At 45.0% G+C, this 19,859-nt stretch carries 15 protein-coding genes and 1 pseudogene; 4 read left to right on the top strand and 12 right to left on the bottom strand.

The features are described 5' to 3' along the window. Nucleotides 1-11 precede the first annotated feature (11 nt). The 5 genes from secD to R7P36_RS23405 all read right to left on the bottom strand — a co-directional run bounded on the left by secD (nt 12) and on the right by R7P36_RS23405 (nt 6,168). Entirely contained in the window at nt 12-1,868 is a 1,857-nt protein-coding gene (secD, locus tag R7P36_RS23425) for a protein translocase subunit SecD (RefSeq protein ID WP_005381724.1), read from the bottom strand. 21 nt (nt 1,869-1,889) lie between these two features. Continuing rightward, nucleotides 1,890-2,219, bottom strand: a complete 330-nt coding sequence (yajC, locus tag R7P36_RS23420) for a preprotein translocase subunit YajC (protein WP_005381725.1) — start codon at nt 2,217-2,219, stop codon at nt 1,890-1,892. Between the two features lie 177 nt (nt 2,220-2,396). Further along, a complete protein-coding gene (tgt, locus tag R7P36_RS23415; RefSeq protein ID WP_005381727.1) occupies nt 2,397-3,533 on the bottom strand; it encodes a tRNA guanosine(34) transglycosylase Tgt in 1,137 nt (378 codons plus the stop codon). A 147-nt stretch (nt 3,534-3,680) separates the two neighbouring features. Continuing rightward, a complete protein-coding gene (queA, locus tag R7P36_RS23410) occupies nt 3,681-4,733 on the bottom strand; it encodes a tRNA preQ1(34) S-adenosylmethionine ribosyltransferase-isomerase QueA (protein ID WP_005381728.1) in 1,053 nt (350 codons plus the stop codon). A gap of 268 nt (nt 4,734-5,001) precedes the next feature. Further along, complete coding sequence (locus R7P36_RS23405; RefSeq protein WP_132937062.1) at nt 5,002-6,168, bottom strand: trypsin-like serine protease; 1,167 nt, start codon at nt 6,166-6,168, stop codon at nt 5,002-5,004. A 325-nt stretch (nt 6,169-6,493) separates the two neighbouring features. Between R7P36_RS23405 and R7P36_RS23400 the strand changes: the two genes are divergently transcribed. Further along, entirely contained in the window at nt 6,494-6,943 is a 450-nt protein-coding gene (locus tag R7P36_RS23400; protein ID WP_017820562.1) for a CBS domain-containing protein, read from the top strand. Nucleotides 6,944-7,066: 123 nt separating this feature from the next. Here R7P36_RS23400 and aceA read toward each other — a convergent pair whose 3' ends face one another. The 3 genes from aceA to R7P36_RS23385 form a co-directional block, all read right to left on the bottom strand. Then, on the bottom strand, nt 7,067-8,380 hold the full coding sequence (aceA, locus tag R7P36_RS23395) for an isocitrate lyase (protein WP_005381733.1): 1,314 nt from the start codon (nt 8,378-8,380) through the stop codon (nt 7,067-7,069). Nucleotides 8,381-8,500: 120 nt separating this feature from the next. Beyond that, nucleotides 8,501-10,129: a malate synthase A gene (aceB, locus tag R7P36_RS23390; protein WP_017820561.1), complete on the bottom strand. Its 1,629-nt coding sequence runs from the start codon at nt 10,127-10,129 to the stop codon at nt 8,501-8,503. Nucleotides 10,130-10,735: 606 nt separating this feature from the next. Continuing rightward, nucleotides 10,736-11,641, bottom strand: a complete 906-nt coding sequence (locus R7P36_RS23385; RefSeq protein ID WP_005383681.1) for a hydrogen peroxide-inducible genes activator — start codon at nt 11,639-11,641, stop codon at nt 10,736-10,738. 199 nt (nt 11,642-11,840) lie between these two features. Between R7P36_RS23385 and R7P36_RS23380 the strand changes: the two genes are divergently transcribed. From R7P36_RS23380 to ppk2, 3 genes are all read left to right on the top strand, one after another. Continuing rightward, nucleotides 11,841-12,452, top strand: coding sequence for a peroxiredoxin C (locus tag R7P36_RS23380; protein ID WP_005381738.1), 612 nt, complete (start codon nt 11,841-11,843; stop codon nt 12,450-12,452). 283 nt (nt 12,453-12,735) lie between these two features. Continuing rightward, nucleotides 12,736-13,479, top strand: coding sequence for a copper homeostasis protein CutC (locus R7P36_RS23375; protein ID WP_154205211.1), 744 nt, complete (start codon nt 12,736-12,738; stop codon nt 13,477-13,479). A gap of 70 nt (nt 13,480-13,549) precedes the next feature. Next, a complete protein-coding gene (ppk2, locus tag R7P36_RS23370) occupies nt 13,550-14,326 on the top strand; it encodes a polyphosphate kinase 2 (RefSeq protein ID WP_054575098.1) in 777 nt (258 codons plus the stop codon). Nucleotides 14,327-14,388: 62 nt separating this feature from the next. On the opposite strand, the gene phoU is transcribed toward ppk2, so the two are convergent. The 4 genes and pseudogenes from phoU to R7P36_RS23350 form a co-directional block, all read right to left on the bottom strand. Continuing rightward, entirely contained in the window at nt 14,389-15,087 is a 699-nt protein-coding gene (gene phoU / locus R7P36_RS23365) for a phosphate signaling complex protein PhoU (protein WP_005381744.1), read from the bottom strand. Nucleotides 15,088-15,117: 30 nt separating this feature from the next. Then, on the bottom strand, nt 15,118-15,936 hold the full coding sequence (pstB, locus tag R7P36_RS23360) for a phosphate ABC transporter ATP-binding protein PstB (RefSeq protein ID WP_005381745.1): 819 nt from the start codon (nt 15,934-15,936) through the stop codon (nt 15,118-15,120). Nucleotides 15,937-15,938: 2 nt separating this feature from the next. After that, nucleotides 15,939-17,315, bottom strand: a pseudogene (gene pstA / locus R7P36_RS23355) (phosphate ABC transporter permease PstA); the annotation flags it as partial. A gap of 327 nt (nt 17,316-17,642) precedes the next feature. After that, nucleotides 17,643-19,847: an ABC transporter permease subunit gene (locus R7P36_RS23350; protein ID WP_064376916.1), complete on the bottom strand. Its 2,205-nt coding sequence runs from the start codon at nt 19,845-19,847 to the stop codon at nt 17,643-17,645. Nucleotides 19,848-19,859: the final 12 nt, after the last annotated feature.

The following is a 19,859-nucleotide window of genomic DNA, read 5'->3' as shown; positions in this document are numbered from 1 at the left end:
AATTCCCAGCCTTAGATCGACAATTTATCAACGCGTTTGCCACCGTAGATCAGGTTCACGATACAACGTGTACCAATAATGGCGGTGAACATTGAAGTTAAGATACCGATAGATAGAGTAACTGCGAAACCTTTCACCGCACCAGTACCGACCGCAAATAGAATGATTGCAGTAATTAGTGTTGTGATGTTCGCATCAGCAATCGTGCTGAATGCATTCGCATAACCTTGGTGAATCGCTTGTTGTGGACTACGTCCATCACGAATTTCTTCACGGATACGCTCGAAGATCAGTACGTTCGCATCAACCGCCATACCGACTGTTAACACGATACCGGCTATCCCCGGAAGCGTCATGGTAGCGCCTGGAATCATCGACATAACACCAATGATAAGCACCAAGTTTGCCATTAGAGCGATGTTTGCAATCAAACCAAAGCCGCGGTAGTAAAGCAGCGTAAATAGCATTACGGCAACCATACCCCAGATACATGCTTGGATACCCATATCGATGTTTTGCTGGCCCATTGATGGACCAATGGTACGTTCTTCAACGATAGAGATAGGTGCAATCAGTGCACCAGCACGTAGTAAAAGTGCTAGGTTGTGTGCTTCTGCAGCAGAGTCGATACCTGTGATACGGAAGTTACGACCAAGAGCCGATTGAATCGTTGCTTGGTTGATGACTTCTTCATGCTTATCCAGAATAACTTTGCCTTCAGGCGTACGACGGCCACTGTCTTTGTATTCTGCAAACACGGTAGCCATTAGCTTACCAATGTTCTTCTTAGAGAACGCAGACATCTTATTACCACCTTCGCTGTCTAGCGAGATGTTAACTTGTGGACGACCATATTCATCAACACTTGAGCTTGCATCTGTGATGCTTTGACCGCCAAGAATAACGCGCTTCTTAAGCACAACTGGGCGACCATCACGGTCCATCTTGATTTCACTACCTGCTGGCGCACGACCATTTGCCGCTGCCGATAGGTCAGCTTTATCATCAACTTCACGGAATTCAAGCGTTGCCGTAGCTCCGAGAATTTCTTTTGCACGAGCAGTGTCTTGAACACCAGGCAGTTCAACTACAATGCGACTAGCACCTTGACGTTGAACCAATGGTTCCGCAACACCTAGTTCGTTGACACGATTACGTAAAATCGTAATGTTTTGCTCAACAGCATAGTTACGGATCTCTTGTAAACGTTGCTCAGTAAAGGTGGCAGTAAGAGCGTAACGGCCATTTGAATCAGAATCGACAAAAATCATGTCCGGGTGATTCTTTTCTAGCGTTGCTTTCGCTTCTGCTAATTGCTCTTCGTTACGTAACAACACTTCTACCGCTTCTTTTCCAGAAGGGCGGATTGCACGGTAACGAATCTTGGCGTCACGAAGTTCGCTACGGAAAGCTTCTTCTTGTTGACCAACAAGCTTTTCCATCGCTGCATCCATATCCACTTCCATTAAGAAGTGAACACCACCGCGAAGGTCAAGACCTAGCTTCAATGGTGACGCGCCAATCGCTTCTAGCCAATCGGGTGTAGAAGGTGCAAGGTTAAGTGCAACAATTGTGTCTTTGCCTAGCGCTTCGCTGATGACATCACGAGCACTGATTTGTGTGTCAGTGTCGTTAAAACGAACAAGAATTGATCCATCTTCGAGAGCAATGGATTTATGAGAAAGTTGCTCTTTGTTAAGAGCAGTAGTGACAGCATCCAGCGTTGACATATCTACAGAGGCGCCACGCGCCCCTGTAACTTGAATAGCCGGATCTTCACCGTAGATATTTGGAAGTGCGTATAACGCAGCGGTGATGATGGCAAAAAGCACCATCAAGTACTTCCATAATGGATAACGGTTTAGCACAGCGAGGATCCTTTAGCTGTTTTATAGAGACTTAAGCGTACCTTTTGGTAGCACTGCAGTGATGAAGTCTTTCTTGATTACTACTTCATTGTTCGCGTTAAGCTCAATTGAAATGTAGTCATTGTCTTCAGCAATCTTAGTGATTTTACCCACTAGGCCACCGCTAGTTAAAACTTCGTCGCCTTTGCCCATAGAAGCCATTAGGTTTTTGTGTTCTTTTACGCGTTTCGCTTGTGGGCGATAAATCATGAAGTAAAAGATCACTGCGAACATGCCAAGCATGATTAGCATTTCAAAACCACCGCCTGCTGGCGCGCCTTCTGCTGCTGCGTGAGCCTGAGAAATAAACATTAAAACATCCTCATTATATTTTATTGATAATCAAACAAATTGGGCTTTCGCATTTTAGATTCAAGTCTGAGAGTAACTAATAGAGATCGCTCTCTCAAAAATAACGTGCGTTAGCCTACTTTATTAGCAAAAGCCTCTGGCGACATGCCAAAGGCTTTAATTCTTTTAGTTTTTCAATTACTGCTCTTTTGCTAGTGGTGGCACTTCACGGCCACGACGCTCATAGAACTCAGTAACAAATTCATCGAAGCGATCTTCATCAATTGCTTTACGAATGCTTTCCATCAGACGCTGGTAGTAACGCAGGTTATGGATTGTATTCAAGCGAGCGCCTAAGATTTCATTACAACGCTCTAAATGGTGAAGGTACGACTTGCTGTAGTTTTGACAAGTGTAACAGTCACAATGCGGATCCAATGGTGTTGTATCCGTTTTATGTTTCGCATTACGGATCTTGATCACACCACCAGTCACAAATAAGTGACCATTACGTGCGTTACGCGTTGGCATTACACAGTCAAACATGTCGATACCACGACGAACACCTTCAACCAAATCTTCTGGCTTACCAACGCCCATCAAGTAGCGAGGTTTGTCTTCAGGAAGTTGAGGACAAGTATGCTCAAGAATACGGTGCATGTCTTCTTTAGGCTCACCTACTGCCAAACCACCAACCGCATAACCGTCAAAACCGATTTCCGTTAGACCTTTTACCGACACATCACGTAAATCTTCGTAAACACCACCTTGAACAATACCAAATAGGTTGTTTGGGTTTTCTAGCTTCTCGAAGTGGTCACGTGAACGCTGTGCCCAGCGTAATGACATTTCCATCGATTTCTTCGCTTCATCGTGTGTCGCTGGGTAAGGCGTACACTCGTCAAAAATCATAACGATGTCAGAGCCTAGGTCTTTTTGAATTTCCATCGACTTTTCTGCGTCCATGAAAATTTTGTCACCGTTTACTGGGTTACGAAAGTGAACACCTTCTTCAGTGATCGTACGCATCTTACCAAGGCTGAATACTTGGAAGCCGCCTGAATCAGTAAGAATAGGACCGTGCCAGTTCATAAAATCGTGCAGGTCACCGTGCATTTTCATCACTTCTTGACCAGGACGTAGCCACAGGTGGAACGTATTACCTAGCAGAATTTCTGCACCAGTACCTTTTACTTCTTCTGGTGTCATACCTTTAACGGTACCGTAAGTACCTACTGGCATGAACGCAGGAGTTTGAACAGTGCCGCGTTCGAAAGTCAGTTGACCACGACGTGCATTGCCGTTTTTCTTCTTAAGATCGAATTTTAATTTCACGATGCCTCCGGGTGTCAGAGAAACAGTCTGACTGAGTGTTTAGGGCTCTACCCTACTTTAAGGAGCGGTCGCTTTTCCTTGCGAGAGATAAAGCAATGGATGCTTTATTTCCTAGCTTACTGCTAGCACTCGTAAATCTATTTTTAACTACGCCGTTTTCTTCTTGATGAACATTGAATCGCCATACGAGAAGAAACGGTATTTGTTTTCCACCGCATGTTTGTAAGCATTCATGGTGTTCTCGTATCCAGCAAATGCACTCACCAACATGATCAGTGTTGATTCAGGCAAGTGGAAGTTTGTGATCAAGCAATCCACCAACTGATATTCGTAACCAGGGAAAATAAAGATTTCTGTATCGCCAAAGAATGGGGCCAGCTCAGTCCCTTTTTGCAATGCGTCTTGCGCTGCACTTTCAAGTGAACGCACAGATGTGGTACCAACAGCAATAATTCGTCCGCCGCGCGCTTTCGTCGCTTTAATTGCTTCGACGACTTCTTGTGGTACTTCTACGTACTCGGCATGCATGTGGTGATCGTTGATATTTTCCACTTTTACCGGCTGGAATGTACCCGCCCCAACGTGCAAAGTAACGTAAGCAAACTCTGCACCTTTCGCTTTGATTTTCTCCAAGAGAACATCATCAAAGTGAAGGCCCGCTGTAGGTGCCGCAACCGCACCTGGCTTTTGATTATATACCGTTTGGTAACGCTCTTTATCTGCATCTTCGTCTGGACGGTCGATGTAAGGAGGAAGCGGCATATGGCCGATTTCTTCCAGAATTTCTAGTACCGTCTTATCAGAACTAAATTTCAGTTCAAATAAAGCATCATGGCGTGCAACCATCTCTGCTGAATATTCATCATTCTCGCCAACAATAATGGTTGTACCTGGTTTTGGTGATTTAGAGCAACGAACGTGCGCGAGGATGCTTTTCTCATCCAACATGCGCTCCACTAGCACTTCTAATTTACCGCCCGATTCCTTGCGGCCAAAAAGACGAGCAGGAATAACACGTGTATTATTAAACACCACTAAGTCACCGGGTTGAACTTGGCCCAATACATCAGTAAATGTGCCATCAATGAGCTCTCCGGTATTGCCGTCCATTTGCAGCAGTCGGCTAGCGGTACGCTCTGGTTGAGGGTAGCGAGCGATGAGTTCATCTGGAAGGTCGAAATGGAAATCTGATACTTGCATGTTACTTGTCTTATCTATTGGTCAAATCACGTCTAGGCGACGATAAAATTGCGACGAGTTTTTCGCAGCAGACTAGTATATGTTTACATGCTGCAATAGCAAGCAAATCACCAGAATATAGCAGTAAAAGCCATGGTGAAGAGTGTAATAAAACGTGAAAAGCCTCGATGACTTGGCACTATTTTTAATTTGAGCCCAAAAGAGAGAACATGAAAAAAGCAAAGCAGCGTATACCACTGCTTATTAGTTTGGCATTCCAATCTCCCTATCAAACCTCACGCTTTCGCCACAAGAATAACGGCACGAATAAACCCAATAACCAAAACCCTAGACTGCCACCTTCATCATCTGAGCCTTTGAAATCACAGTTATTGGTCGCAATGCCATCGTGACACTCTTTATTGTCACCACTTTCATTGTTAGCACTTTTGATAAAATTCGGCGCAATGATGTAACGACTTGGTGGCGCATCGGCAGTGATGTAAGACTGTACCCAGTCGTAATAGTGGCTCACCTTGGTGTAGAAACTTGGGATCGTCAAAGAGCCACACGTTGGTAGAATAAGGGGGCCGCCACTAACAATACCAATTTGTTTGCCGGTCGCCACATCGACCAACGGGCCACCACTGTCACCTTTACATGCAGAGTTGCCATATTGAGTATGGCTATCTGGCTCCAATACATGGTTTTGTGTTGGTAGCGTACAAATTTTGGTTTGGTTGTCTCTTGAATCAATGATCCCCGGAAAACTGCTGCCAATTTCTAAACGCTCATAACATTTGTCGATGGGTAAAAATGTGCTAATGGTGGTTTTGAGCGTATTAGAAGGTTCAGAAGCATCCGGCTGAGTAGACCCCCATCCAAACACTTGCACATTTTCGACACGTTGATTGGTCAGGTAATTATCGTTCCAGTCCGCCGCCAAACGTGCTTCGATACTCTCCATGTCAACTTTACTCGCTAGGTCAGCAAAGCTCGCGTTTGCCACTGGGCGCGTGAGATACAGCAACGCGATGTCTGAATCTAAACCGGTTTGGATAGGTTTCACGTTGCCATTACTGTCGGTCTCAGCTTTTGAAATCCGGGTGTAATCCGGATGAACCACAACGTGAGACACCGGATAGAAGTTATCAAGCCCTGCAGAATTAAGTTCATACACATTCGCATTCACCGACAGCTCACCCGGCGGGGTCACATAATAGGTTGCTTCATTGGTTCCTTGTCCCATCACCACACAGTGCGCCGCAGTCAGTACCCATTGCTCTGTCAGCATCGTTCCCCCACACAGCGGAAACTCTGCCATATTACTTGCTCGCAAAGTAACGCGGTCAACAGGATCGGTTTGTTCATCTCCTAACACAATCGCCTGTGTTGATGGCACACTGAATGCCGCCACTGCCAGCGCAATAAGTTTGTTACACGTTGTTCGTTTCATCTAGGTTGCTGTCTTCAATTTGGTAAGCCTGGACGTATCTTCTTCGAGAGAAGAATCTTGGAAAATCCAGCGAATAAAAATGTGCGATTCAATTCATTGGATTACCTTGGGGACACATTCAATATCAACTAAAAATGCCAACTGACTCGCACACAAACCGACTTATTCAAATTAATAAAAACACCAATAAAACACAGATTACGCAGCCCATCAGCATTGTGCTATTTAATTGATGAAAAACGAGTTAGCTCCCAGATATACAGAAAAATATTCTCTATATTTAAGAGAAGGACAATGGAGAAGGACAATGCCGCTGGAGGTCTCTATGATCAAGGTTGAAGACATGATGACTCGTAATCCTCATACCTTACTGCGCACGCACACCTTGCGTGATGCAAAAAGCATGATGGATGCGCTTGATATTCGACACATTCCGGTTGTTGATGCCAATAACCACTTACAAGGCTTGGTGACTCAACGCGACATTCTTGCTGCTCAAGAATCGAGCTTGCACCCAGATGAGGCTGAACAATCTTTTACTTTAGACACACCGCTCTACGAAATGATGCACACCAATATCATGACGGCAGAGCCTATCGCGGGGCTCAAAGAGAGCGCTATCTATATGCAAAAGCATAAAGTTGGCTGTCTACCTGTTGTCACCAAAGGTCGATTGGTCGGCATTATTACTGATAGTGACTTCGTGACGATTGCGATTAACTTATTGGAACTACAAGAAGAAGTGGAACCTGAAGAAATCGAGCAGGAAGAGTAGTACGCAAGCGTATTCTCTTTGTTGTAAGTTTCTTTTTTACACCGGTTAAACGAAAAAAGAGCGGCAGGGTTGCCGCTCAAAATGCCATTACTGACGCTGATTAAGGAAGTGTTTCTCTGCCAATTAGAATTGGTCTTCTTCGGTCGAACCTGTCAATGCTGTCACTGAAGAGTTACCACCTTGGATAGTATTGGTCATTCTATCGAAGTAACCTGTACCTACTTCTTGTTGGTGCGCAACAAACGTATAGCCTTTTTCAGCTGCTTGGAATTCAGGACGCTGAACTTTCTCAACATAATGACGCATACCTTCACCTTGAGCGTAAGCGTGCGCCAGTTCAAACATGTTGAACCACATGTTGTGAATGCCTGCTAGCGTGATGAATTGATACTTGTAGCCCATGTCTGCAAGCTCTTGTTGGAACTTAGCAATGGTTTCTGCATCTAGGTTTTTCTCCCAGTTGAATGAAGGCGAGCAGTTGTACGCCAACAATTGATCTGGGTATTCAGCGTGAATTGCTTCTGCAAACTTACGTGCTTCTTCCAAACATGGCGTAGCCGTTTCACACCAAATCAAGTCTGCATATGGTGCGTAAGCCAGGCCGCGAGAGATAGCTTGGTCGATACCCGCGCGAACGCGGTAGAAACCTTCTTGAGTACGCTCACCTTCGATGAAGTCTTTATCATATGGGTCGCAATCTGAAGTAATGAGATCCGCCGCATTCGCATCAGTACGAGCAATAACTAATGTTGTTGTTCCCGCTACGTCAGCAGCCAAACGAGCTGCAACGAGCTTTTGTACCGCTTCTTGCGTAGGAACTAATACCTTACCCCCCATATGACCACACTTTTTCACCGATGCTAACTGGTCTTCAAAGTGAACGCCCGCGGCACCGGCTTCGATCATCGATTTCATTAGTTCGTAAGCGTTAAGCACACCACCAAAGCCCGCTTCAGCATCCGCTACGATAGGTAGGAAGTAATCAATACCACCTTCATCTTCAGGCGTCTTACCAGCAGCCCACTGAATTTGGTCTGCACGACGGAATGAGTTGTTGATACGCTTTACTACTGACGGTACAGAATCTACTGGGTAAAGAGATTGGTCTGGATACATCGTCGAAGCGGTGTTGTTATCCGCCGCTACCTGCCAGCCTGACAGATAGATCGCTTCAATACCTGCCTTAGCTTGTTGAACGGCTTGACCACCCGTTAGCGCACCAAGACAGTTTACGTAACCTTTTTTCGCACTACCGTTGACCAGTGACCAAAGTTTGTCTGCACCACGTTGTGCAATTGTGTTTGCAGGCACCATAGAGCCACGCAGTTCCACCACTTCCTCGGCAGTGTAAGTACGCTTCACATTTTTCCAGCGTGGATTAGTTGCCCAGTCTTTTTCCAGAGCTTCAATTTGTTGGCGGCGAGTTAAGTTAGTCATTGGTCTATCCCTCTTTATAATTTGCACTTTATGCGTGTGCGTTGAGTTTCCGTTCTCAGGCAGTACTTCCCTATCTGCCTTGAAAATCCTTCACGTTATTGGTGTTACAGTTATTCTTTATTAATCCAGGTAGTCATAACCAGGAACTGTCAAAAAGTTGGTCAGTTCATCGCTCGTCGTGAGCCTTGCCATTAAGTCTGCTGCTTCTTCAAATCGACCCGCATGGTAGCGCTGCTCGCCAATTTCTTGCTTCACGACTTCAATCTCCTCTTTGAGATAGAGCTCGAACAGCTCTTTAGTGACCTTTAATCCGTTGTCTAGCGACTTGCCGTGTTGAATCCATTGCCAGATAGAGGCGCGTGAGATTTCTGCCGTTGCTGCGTCTTCCATCAGTCCGTAAATCGGCACACAACCATTGCCAGAAATCCAAGCTTCGATGTATTGCAGCGCAACGCGAATATTGTGGCGCATTCCGCCTTCAGTGCGCTCGCCTTCACAAGGCTCAAGCAGTTCAGCTGCTGTAATAGGCGCATCCTCTGCACGGCTCACATCCAACTGGTTGGTGCGTTCACCCAGCACAGCACTAAAGACTTCCATAGCAGTGTCAGCCAAACCTGGATGAGCCACCCAAGTACCGTCGTGGCCGTTGTTAGCTTCTAACGATTTGTCAGTCTGGATCTTGTCTAATACTTTTTGATTCTCTTTCGGGTCTTTAGCTGGGATAAATGCGGCCATTCCTCCCATCGCGAAAGCACCTCGTTTATGGCAAGTACGTACCAATAATCGCGAGTAAGCGTTTAAGAATGGCTTGTCCATCGTTACCACTTGGCGATCTGGCAGTACTCGGTCTGAGTGTTTTTTCAATGTTTTGATGTAGCTAAAGATGTAATCCCAGCGACCACAGTTCAAACCAACGATGTGTTCTTTAAGCGAGAACAGAATCTCGTCCATTTCAAATACCGCTGGTAAGGTTTCAATCAGCACAGTCGCTTTGATGGTGCCTGTATCCAAACCGAAATAGTCTTCCGTGAAATGGAACACTTCGCTCCACCACTTCGCTTCGTGATGCGATTGCAGTTTTGGAAGGTAGAAATAAGGGCCGCTGCCTTTTTGAAGTAACGCTTTGTAGTTGTTATAGAAATACAGAGCGAAATCGAATAGCGCACCTGGAATGATCTGACCGTGCCACGTAACGTGTTTTTCTTTTAAATGAAGGCCGCGAACACGGCAGATCAACACCGCTGGGTCATCTTCCAGCTGATAATGTTTGCCATTGCCAGGATTGGTGTAACTGATGGTGCCATTAACAGCATCGCGCAAGTTAATTTGACCATCTAGCACTTTACTCCATGCAGGAGACATTGAATCTTCGAAGTCTGCCATGAACACTTTTACATTCGCATTCAGTGCGTTAATCACCATCTTGCGGTCAGTTGGTCCGGTAATCTCCACACGGCGATCTTGCAGATCTTGTGGGATTCCTAGGATCTTCCAACTTCCTTCACGGATGTCTTGTGTCTCTGGTAGAAAATCTGGTAGCTCACCAGCATCAATACGTGCTTGCTTCTCTTCTCTTGCTTCCAGCAACTGTTCAACACGTCCGGCAAATTTTTCACACAGTAGAGATAAAAAGGTTTGGGCTTCAACAGGGAAAATTGCTTGATGTTCTGGAGCAACGACTCCATTCACCTCAAGCATGCCTTGGGTTTGCTTTAGTTGTTGTGTTTTTTGTTCTGTCTGAGCAAGCATAATCATTCATCCTTAACGTGCTTTATCAATCTTGGGCAGTCAGCGTAAAGCTACATTTGTAAGTTATGAACAACAAATTACATCCTTTAACTTTGTGTTCAACTCGTCTAGCCATGCCGATAGATTGCGTAATGCTACGTGTATTTTCAATCTAGACATAAGTCGTATCGGCCTTTAAATAAGCTATATCAACAAAGGGTTTAGTGAAACCCCTAATATAAACAAAACAGAAAATTCAAAGTTTTATTCCGCAAGGTAAAAACCATCTATCAAGCGCCTTATTTTGTAAGTTATTACGTAATAAAATTACATTAAATTTAAAGTCGCTTTATAATTTCAAACAAGCGTATGAATATTGACAGGTAAACAAACACCTTGTACTCACAAGGGCTGAAGAGATGGATTTAAACAGGGGTCAAACAAGACATGCAGGGCTTTGTGTAAAATTAACATTGTGAAATTTCACTATTTTATGAAAGCTTCATCAAAGAAGAGCTGTAAAATTTTACAAGTCAAAGTTTACCAGCAGAATAAAATACTAGAAAGCGCACTGTTTCCAGTGCGCTTTTAGATAAATAATGGAGAAGTAAGGGCTAATACTAATAGCTAAAGCAGCTCTGAAACGACTTCTGCAAGTTGATTAAATGTTTTCGTTCTTGACGAGCTCGGACGCCAAACTAAGCCGATTTCGCGATAAGCTTGTTTACCTGGAGGATCGATCACGACTAAATTCTGGTTATGCAGCAAGCCATGGTCGATAGCCATTTGAGGAATGAACGTTGTTCCCAAACCATTCGCAACCATTTGCACCAGTGTATGGAGGCTGGTTGCCGTAAACGGATTGATTTTTTCTTTGTCTGTTAATTTACACGCTGATACCGCATGTTCCGTTAAGCAATGTTCTTTCTCTAGTAGAAAGACGGATTCGTCAGGTAAATCCGCGTAACGAATCGGCACAGGGACCGATTGGGCTTGATTAGCGCTTATAACCATTCGAAACGGATCTTTACCCACTACTCGGCTTTCCATCCCATCAATTTCGACTGGTAACGCTAAAATAAGCACATCCAGCTCACCATGTCTGAGCGCTTGAAGTAAGTTTGTCGTCGTGTCTTCTCTTAATAAAAGATTCAGTTGTGGAAAACGGTAGTTCACCTCTTGTACCAAATCACACAGTAAAAACGGAGCAATTGTTGGTATACATCCTACTTTTAGCTGGCCTTGCATATCGTCGCCTTGGCACATACGTCCAAGCTCGACCAAATCTTGCCCTTTTGCTAACAGCTCTCGCCCCTGCTTTACTACCATTTCTCCTGTTTGGGTAAAAACCAGTGGACTTTTTTTATCTTTCTTTTCATATAAGGGACAACCAATCAATTCCTCTAAGTTTTGAATACCCTTACTTAAAGTCGACTGACTGACAAAACAACGCTCTGCAGCGTCACTAAAATGTCTTGTTTCATGCAGTGTGACTAAATAGTGTAACTGCTTCAAACTGGGCCATTTATTCATAATTGTATTTGTATCTACCGCCGTTCCAGTGATCGAGTTAAGAGTTTTGTTATTATCGTTTTTTTCGATTAACTCAATCTATTTATTTCGCTTTTTTCAATACTACAATCTGTACTATAGTTTGTCTCGTACAAACACGAACCAAACCGACACAACTGAATTCGGTTTGGAGCTAACCATACTTTTTAGGAGCAAAAAAATGGTACTAGTAGGTCGTCAAGCCCCTGATTTTACTGCAGCAGCTGTTCTAGGTAACGGTGAAATCGTTGAAAACTTCAACTTTGCAGAGTTCACTAAAGGTAAGAAAGCAGTAGTATTCTTCTACCCACTAGATTTCACTTTCGTTTGCCCATCTGAGCTAATCGCATTCGACAACCGTCTAGCTGACTTCCAAGCTAAAGGTGTTGAAGTAATCGGTGTTTCTATCGATTCTCAGTTCTCTCACAACGCATGGCGTAACACTGCTATCGAAGATGGCGGTATCGGTCAAGTTAAGTACCCACTAGTTGCTGACGTTAAGCACGAAATCTGTAAAGCTTACGACGTTGAGCACCCAGAAGCAGGCGTTGCTTTCCGTGGTTCTTTCCTAATCGACGAAGAAGGCGTTGTACGTCACCAAGTAGTTAACGACCTACCACTAGGCCGTAACATCGACGAAATGCTACGCATGGTTGACGCTCTTAACTTCCACCAGAAGCACGGCGAAGTATGTCCTGCACAATGGGAAGAAGGTAAAGCAGGTATGGACGCATCTCCAAAAGGTGTTGCAGCGTTCCTATCTGAGCACGCAGCTGACCTAGGCAAAAAATAATAGACCTTCACCCTAGCTCAACGGGTGTGATGGTTGGATGTATATAAAGCAAAAAGCTAATGCGGAAAACCGCAAACGCCAATCAGTCTAAGTAAAGTCCTATCAAAGCCCAGAGCCTCAGCTCTGGGCTTTCTTTTTCCTTCAGATAAACCGCCAAAATGAGGTAACGCTTTAGCGTAAACTTTACCTCTATTTATCATCCCCTCCATACAGATTCTGCTTACTTGCCCTGTTAATATCTTAGCCACAACACCTATTTGTAACGTTAGCAGGATGAATGAACGTGGTTACTCACCTAGAAGTCTGTATTGATAATATTGAATCTCTGCACTACGCCATTGCTGGCGGCGCCACTCGGATTGAACTTTGCTCCTCTTTGGCTTTAGGCGGACTAACACCCAGTTATGGTTTTATGCAGCAAGCGGCTAAGCTTTCGAGTGTTCCAGTTTATGCCATGATCCGCCCACGCCAAGGTGACTTCTTCTACAATGAAGAAGAGATCGAAATGATGCGTTGGGATATTGAAGCGGCTCACCAATCAGGCTTGAGCGGTGTCGTGTTCGGCGTGCTCACTCAAGACGGTGATATTCATATGCCTTACGCGGCTGCGCTGTGTGAATTTGCTCAAGCGCTTGGCTTAGGCGTGACCTTCCATCGTGCCTTTGACCAGTGTCGTGACGCTGAAAAAACTTTGGAAGAAGTGATCAGCTTAGGTTGTGAACGTATTTTAACCTCCGGTCTTGCGCCTTCAGCACCACAAGGGATCGATGTGCTTAGAGCTTTGGTTAAGCAAGCCCAAGGACGCATAGCAATCATGGCGGGGGCTGGCGTTAATGCGAGTAACGTACGTGAGCTAGTAGAAGACACTCAAGTTCCTGAAATCCATCTGTCAGGCAAAACCACACGCCCTAGCCAAATGACCTTTGTTGCTGAACAAAGCAAAATGGGCGCATCCGATGTCGATGATTTTTTAATCCCCATCACAAGTACACAAGCCATTACCGATGTCGTAGCAGCTCTCAAATAGACTACCGTAACCTCACGCGCATAGCTTTTGAGTGCTAACATATTGTTTATCAAGGAGTGAGGAAAGGTGTATGTCTAAATTGAAGAAAAAGGAATACGAAAAGGAGCTCAAAAACCTTCAAGTTGAGCTCGTAAAACTTCAAGAGTGGGTCAAACACAAAGGGTTAAAAGTGGTGGTTCTGTTTGAAGGACGTGATGCTGCGGGCAAAGGCGGAGTGATAAAGCGAATTACAGAAAAGCTAAACCCGCGTGTTTGTCGCGTAGTGGCTCTGCCTGCACCGACAGAAAAAGAAAAAACGCAATGGTACTTCCAACGTTACGTCGCTCATTTACCATCTGCTGGTGAAATCGTTTTATTTGACCGAAGTTGGTATAACCGAGCAGGTGTCGAAAAAGTCATGGGGTTCTGTACTCCAGACGAATACGAGGAGTTTTTACGCTCTTGCCCTGAATTCGAGAGAATGTTGCAACGCTCTGGGATTATTCTGATTAAGTATTGGTTTTCGGTTTCAGACGAAGAGCAGGAAAAACGTTTTCTAGGTCGAATTAATACGCCGATCAAACGTTGGAAATTCAGCCCAATGGATTTAGAGTCACGTCATCGCTGGGCGGAGTATTCGGAAGCAAAAGATAAGATGTTTGCCTATACAGACACGAAAAACTGCCCTTGGTGGGTCGTCCCTTCTAATGACAAAAAGAAAGCGCGCTTGAACTGTATCAGTCATTTACTAAGCCAGATTGATTACAAAGCACTTGAGTACTCACCCATCGAATTACCTGAACTCAATAAAGAAGGTTACGTCAGAGCGCCCATTGATGATCAGACCTTCGTTCCTGATAAATATTAACGTGCTTTCCTTCTCTCTAATAAATAGACCAGCCTAAAAGCTGGTCTATTTATTGAAATCAGTTACTTCAGTACGTCATCAATACTTTGATCACCTAGATGGCGTACATCTTTCCCTTTCACGAAGTAAATAATGTATTCACAGATGTTCTGGCAGCGGTCCCCCACGCGTTCAATCGCGCGTGCCGACCACATCACTTGCAGAATATTAGGGATATTTTTTGGATCTTCCATCATGTAAGTCATCAACTGACGAATCACCGCTTCATACTCGGCGTCTAGTTTGTCATCTTGTTTATGCACCTCTGCTGCCGCTTCTACATCCATGCGGGCAAACGCATCTAAAACCTGATGCAGCATATTAATTGCCTGACGGCAGAGAGGCTCTAACGACACTTGGAATTGTCGTTCTTTTGATGATGGGCTTTCGATAGCAACGTAAGCAATGCGTGTCGCCACATCACCGATACGTTCTAAATCAGTGATCGTTTTGATGATAGCCATGATTAAGCGCAAGTCTTTTGCCGTTGGCTGACGCTTAGCAATAATGCGTGTACAGGCGTCATCGATCGAGACTTCCATCGCATTCACTTTATGATCGTCACGCACAACCTTACGCGCCAGTTCGATGTCTTCTTTATGCAAGGCTTGAATAGCATACGAAAGCTGCTGCTCTACCAAGCCTCCCATGGTTAATACATGAGTACGAATCGATTCTAGCTCTACGTTAAATTGTCCTGAAATATGACGTCCAAAGTGCATGATGTTCCTTATTCCGTATAGAGTCGCGACTTAACCGTAGCGACCCGTAATGTAATCTTCGGTCTGTTTCTTCATTGGCGAGGTGAAGATCGAGTCCGCGTCAGAGTATTCAATTAACTTACCCATATGAATGAATGCAGTATGATCGCTCACTCTCGCCGCTTGTTGCATGTTATGGGTAACGATAACGACAGTATATTGAGTCTTCAGCTCATTGATAAGCTCTTCAATAGTTAAAGTTGAGATTGGATCCAACGCTGATGTTGGCTCGTCCAATAACAGGACTTCCGGCTCAATCGCCACCGCGCGCGCAATGACCAAGCGCTGTTGCTGACCACCAGATAAGCCAAATGCGTTCTCATGCAAGCGGTCTTTTACCTCATCCCACAACGCCGCCGAGCGCAAGGATCGCTCCACTGCGTCATCTAAACTGCGGCTGTTTTTTACACCTTGTAAGCGTAAGCCATAAACTACGTTTTCATAAATAGACTTAGGAAATGGATTGGGTCTTTGAAACACCATCCCCACTCGGCGTCGAAGTGTCGCAACATCGACATTAGGATGATAAACATTCTTGCCATGGAGACGCACTTTACCTGTGACTCGACACCCTTCCACTAAGTCGTTCATACGATTGATGCAACGTAATAACGTCGACTTTCCACACCCTGAAGGACCGATAAAAGCGGTGACTCGCCCTTTGGGAATTCGCATCGAAATATCATGCAGCGCCTGAGTTTGACCATAGAACAGATTAAGGTTCTCGATTGAGATGGCTGTTTGTTCATCCGTTAAATTATGAACATCCAATGGTGGCTCATAACCTAATGTACTATCAAAATTAAACATACTTAATCTTGTCCTAACGTTCTGTATTTTTCTCGTAAATTATTGCGAATACTGATTGCTGTTAAGTTTAGCCCGACAATCACTGTCACGAGTAAGAAAGAGGTAGCATAAACTAATGGTCGCGCCGCTTCGATGTTGGAGGTTTGAAAGCCAACATCGTAAATGTGAAAACCTAAATGCATGAACTTTCTATCCAAATGCACATAAGGGAATTGTCCGTCAACCGGTAAACTGGATGCCAATTTCACGACTCCCACCAGCATCAGTGGCGCTACTTCGCCAGCTGCACGCGCAATCGCAAGGATCAAACCTGTGATAATAGCTGGCGTCGCCATAGGCAAAACCACGCGCCATAGCGTTTCGAACTGAGTTGCACCAAGTGCCAGAGAGCCATGTCGTACGGAGCTCGGAATTCGAGTTAAACCTTCTTCTGTCGTCACAATCACAACTGGAAGCGTCAGCACGGCAAGAGTTAGTGCTGACCATAACAAACCCGGCGTACCAAAGGTTGGTGCCGGTAGCTTCTCCGCATAGAATACGTTGTCGATAGAGGCACCAATCGTATAAACGAAGAAACCTAAACCAAACACGCCATAAACAATCGATGGAACACCCGCTAGGTTTATAACCGCAATACGAATAACTCTGGTTAGAGCGTTATTCTTAGCATATTCATGTAGATAGATAGCGGCGATCACCCCAAGTGGCATCACAATGATCGACATAATGAGTACTAAGAAAACCGTACCAAATATCGCAGGGAACACGCCTCCTTCGGAGTTAGACTCTCTTGGATCTTCAGATAAAAACTTCCAAACCTGTTTTCCCCAATGCATGACTTTATCAGGCAGTGACATTTGGTTTGGATACCAGTAGTCCAAAATATCTTCGAGCGGAATCGATACTTGTGACCCGGTCATATCCTCGACAATCAAGGCATAGTCAGAGAGCTGAAGTCGTAAACCATCAAGTTGCAAATCTAACGTCTCAAGCGCTTTCTCTATCTGCTCTTTTTTCGTCTGATTTTCATTTAAGAAGCTTTCTGTCAGCGTGTCATTCAATTCATGCTTGCGCTTTTCTAATCGCAACTGCTCTAGCTTCCAACCAAGCTCTTTAAGCTGATCGACCACCAAAGAATCAATCTCATGGCGCAGAGTTTCTGCATCATCAAGCTTTTTATTTAGTATCGATTGAATATCACTGGTGTATATATTATCGCCATCTTGAAACGCCACCAGCTTACCAAAGAAATAACCACCGCTACTGCGCTCTATCACCGCCCACTCTTCTGGCGTCGTGGGCTCATCCAACTGCATTTGCAATACGGAGATAAAATCGGCGGGATACAACTCTCGGTTAGCGATTTTGATGTTGAGTCGCGTGGCAAAATCTTCATCGTCTTCTAACTGTTGTGCTGCGCTTTCAGGCAAATAACTCTTCGGTACAAAGCTGCGCTCATACACTTGACCAATCAGAATAGTATTTTCATGTAGCACTTCACCTTGTACAGGAGTCAGCGCTGCAACATTCCACTGATACAAGGGCGCTGGCCAAAAGTAAGTCAGGCCTTTCCAGCCGATAAGGAGTAACAACCCTAATACCGACAACAAACTGATGCTGACTGCACCGCCTGTTAGCCATATCCACGGTGCGCCAGAACGAATCCAATTTAACACGTTATTACTCGCTCTTTATTCAAACCATTGTTACAACGCACGGTACTTATCTCTCAGTCTCTGACGAACCCACTCCGCAAGCGCGTTTACTGCAAACGTAAACACAAACAAAATCAATGCAGCTAGGAATAGCAGGCGATAATGCGAACTTCCAACTTCCGACTCTGGCAACTCAACGGCGATGGTCGCCGACAGGCTGCGCAATCCTTCCAAAATATTCCAATCCATTAATGGCGTATTGCCCGTTGCCATTAACACAATCATGGTTTCGCCAACGGCGCGTCCCAGGCCCATCATAATGGCAGAAAAAATACCTGGGCTTGCAGTAAGCAAGACAACATAGATTAAAGTTTGCCAAGGCGTGGCCCCTAATGCCAAAGAGCCATCCGATAAATGCTTCGGTACAGAGAAAATGGCATCTTCGGCAATGGTAAAAATCGTCGGGATAACAGCAAACCCCATCGCTAGCCCCACCACCAATGCATTGCGTTGATCGTAACCAATACCATGCTCGGTTAAGAATAAGCGCATATCGCCACCAAAGAACGTCTGCTCAATCGTAGGCGAAATCCACACTCCAAGCCCAATCAGTACCAATATGACAGGCATGAGCACTAAAGCATGCCAACCATTAGGCAGACGATTCCGCAAAGGTTGCGGTATTAATGCCCATAGCCCGCCCATAATCATGGTGCTCAAGGGCAAAACAAACAGCATAACGACGATCGTAATCAGGTGATCTTCGACAATAGGCGCGAACCACAGCCCCGCGAGGAAACCAATGATCACCGTCGGCAGTGCTTCCATTAGCTCAATCGACGGTTTTACGACACGACGCATGCGTGGCGACATAAAGTAAGCCGTATAAATAGCACCTAGCACTGCGAGCGGTACTGAAAACAGCATCGCAAACATCGCCGCTTTTATCGTCCCAAACGCAATAGGTACTAGGCTGAACTTAGCCTCAAAGTTATCGCTCGCCGAAGTCGATTGCCACACAAATTCAGGCTCAGGATACCCTTCGTACCACACTTCTTGCCATAATGAGGACAATGAAATTTCTGGATAGGCATTGTCCACTTCCGCAACATTTAACGCATTATTTTGCCAAGTGATTAAGTAGCGTTCATTGTTAGACATTGCTGCGATTGCGGGCGCTTGATTGTACGCACGCTTAAACAACACCAGTTTTTCACTGGTTGTATAATGGCTTTGCAACGTGCCGTTGGTGTAAAAGCTATAAAATCCTTTTCGATGAGAATCCGGCAACAAATACTTAAGCTCTGATGCCAATTTAAAATCACGAATATGCGTTAACGTGCGTTTTTCTTCTTGCAGCGTATCAAACCATTGCGACACCCGACCATCGTTGTGCGTCACCAAAAGCGAGTAAGCACCAGCCAATAAGTCTATCGTACGAACGGAATGCTTCTTATCACCTTGAGTGAGATCGACCACCTCTCGCACAGCAAATTTACGTGCGGTTTTCTTTAACACGATCAACTCAGAGCCATCGCGCAAATAAAGCGTTTCACCGTCAGGTGTCAACAACATTTGCTGAGGCGTATTAAAGCCTGAAGAGAACGTAAAATCGATCGTTGTAGGAGACGTACCCAAAGACGAAGCCACTTGCCAGCGAGCTTTCACTTCACCGCTTTGCGTCTGCCAAACAACCGTTGGTAAGGGCGTCGAAGCTGCAAATACAAACTGAGTCACAGGATCTTGAGGCGTACTTAGTGTCAGATCCATGCTGGTGTCTAGCTCAATCACTTCCGGAGGACGTGTATTTTCTCTCAATGTGGCATTAAATTCTGGCTTGAAAAGGTTCGCTTTACCCTGCCCATCAACAAATCCATACCAACCTAGCCCAGGAGCAGATTGAGAGAAAGCGACGGGTTTCTGGACGATTTGCTGTTTATACACCGCAGGTTTCGTAGGATCGTCCATCGACAAATATTGAATCTCACCACTTTGGGTTAGGACGAACGCAAGCTGAGCGTAATCATCCACTGAAATCGCAAGTGGTGTTTCAATATGAGTGGCTCGAATGGCTTGGTTGGTTTTGATCTCCGCATCAGAAAAAAGCGGAATGATCACCATGGCGAGGTAGACAAAGATCAAAATAAGCGCCGCGAGTACGCCGACACCACCGGATGTCACTGCAAGTCGAACTAAACGATCTTTTATCAGTCGTTTCTTATCTTTTTCCTGCAATGAAAACTCGGCTTGTGCCATTTAAATCTCTAC

Source organism: Vibrio sp. 397 (assembly GCF_033339395.1).
Classification (GTDB): domain Bacteria; phylum Pseudomonadota; class Gammaproteobacteria; order Enterobacterales; family Vibrionaceae; genus Vibrio; species Vibrio alginolyticus.
The sequence above is the reverse complement of the archived record's forward strand: the minus strand, read 5'-3'. Positions and strand labels throughout refer to the sequence as shown.

Excerpts from the sequence above, each read along its gene's own strand:
- yajC (WP_005381725.1), bottom strand. The coding sequence starts at position 2,219 with ATGTTTATTTCTCAGGCTCACGCAGCAGCAGAAGGCGCGCCAGCAGGC.
- queA (WP_005381728.1), bottom strand. The coding sequence starts at position 4,733 with ATGCAAGTATCAGATTTCCATTTCGACCTTCCAGATGAACTCATCGCT.
- R7P36_RS23405 (WP_132937062.1), bottom strand. The coding sequence starts at position 6,168 with ATGAAACGAACAACGTGTAACAAACTTATTGCGCTGGCAGTGGCGGCA.
- R7P36_RS23400 (WP_017820562.1), top strand. The coding sequence starts at position 6,494 with ATGATCAAGGTTGAAGACATGATGACTCGTAATCCTCATACCTTACTG.
- aceA (WP_005381733.1), bottom strand. The coding sequence starts at position 8,380 with ATGACTAACTTAACTCGCCGCCAACAAATTGAAGCTCTGGAAAAAGAC.
- aceB (WP_017820561.1), bottom strand. The coding sequence starts at position 10,129 with ATGCTTGCTCAGACAGAACAAAAAACACAACAACTAAAGCAAACCCAA.
- R7P36_RS23385 (WP_005383681.1), bottom strand. The coding sequence starts at position 11,641 with ATGAATAAATGGCCCAGTTTGAAGCAGTTACACTATTTAGTCACACTG.
- R7P36_RS23380 (WP_005381738.1), top strand. The coding sequence starts at position 11,841 with ATGGTACTAGTAGGTCGTCAAGCCCCTGATTTTACTGCAGCAGCTGTT.
- ppk2 (WP_054575098.1), top strand. The coding sequence starts at position 13,550 with ATGTCTAAATTGAAGAAAAAGGAATACGAAAAGGAGCTCAAAAACCTT.
- phoU (WP_005381744.1), bottom strand. The coding sequence starts at position 15,087 with ATGCACTTTGGACGTCATATTTCAGGACAATTTAACGTAGAGCTAGAA.
- pstB (WP_005381745.1), bottom strand. The coding sequence starts at position 15,936 with ATGTTTAATTTTGATAGTACATTAGGTTATGAGCCACCATTGGATGTT.
- R7P36_RS23350 (WP_064376916.1), bottom strand. The coding sequence starts at position 19,847 with ATGGCACAAGCCGAGTTTTCATTGCAGGAAAAAGATAAGAAACGACTG.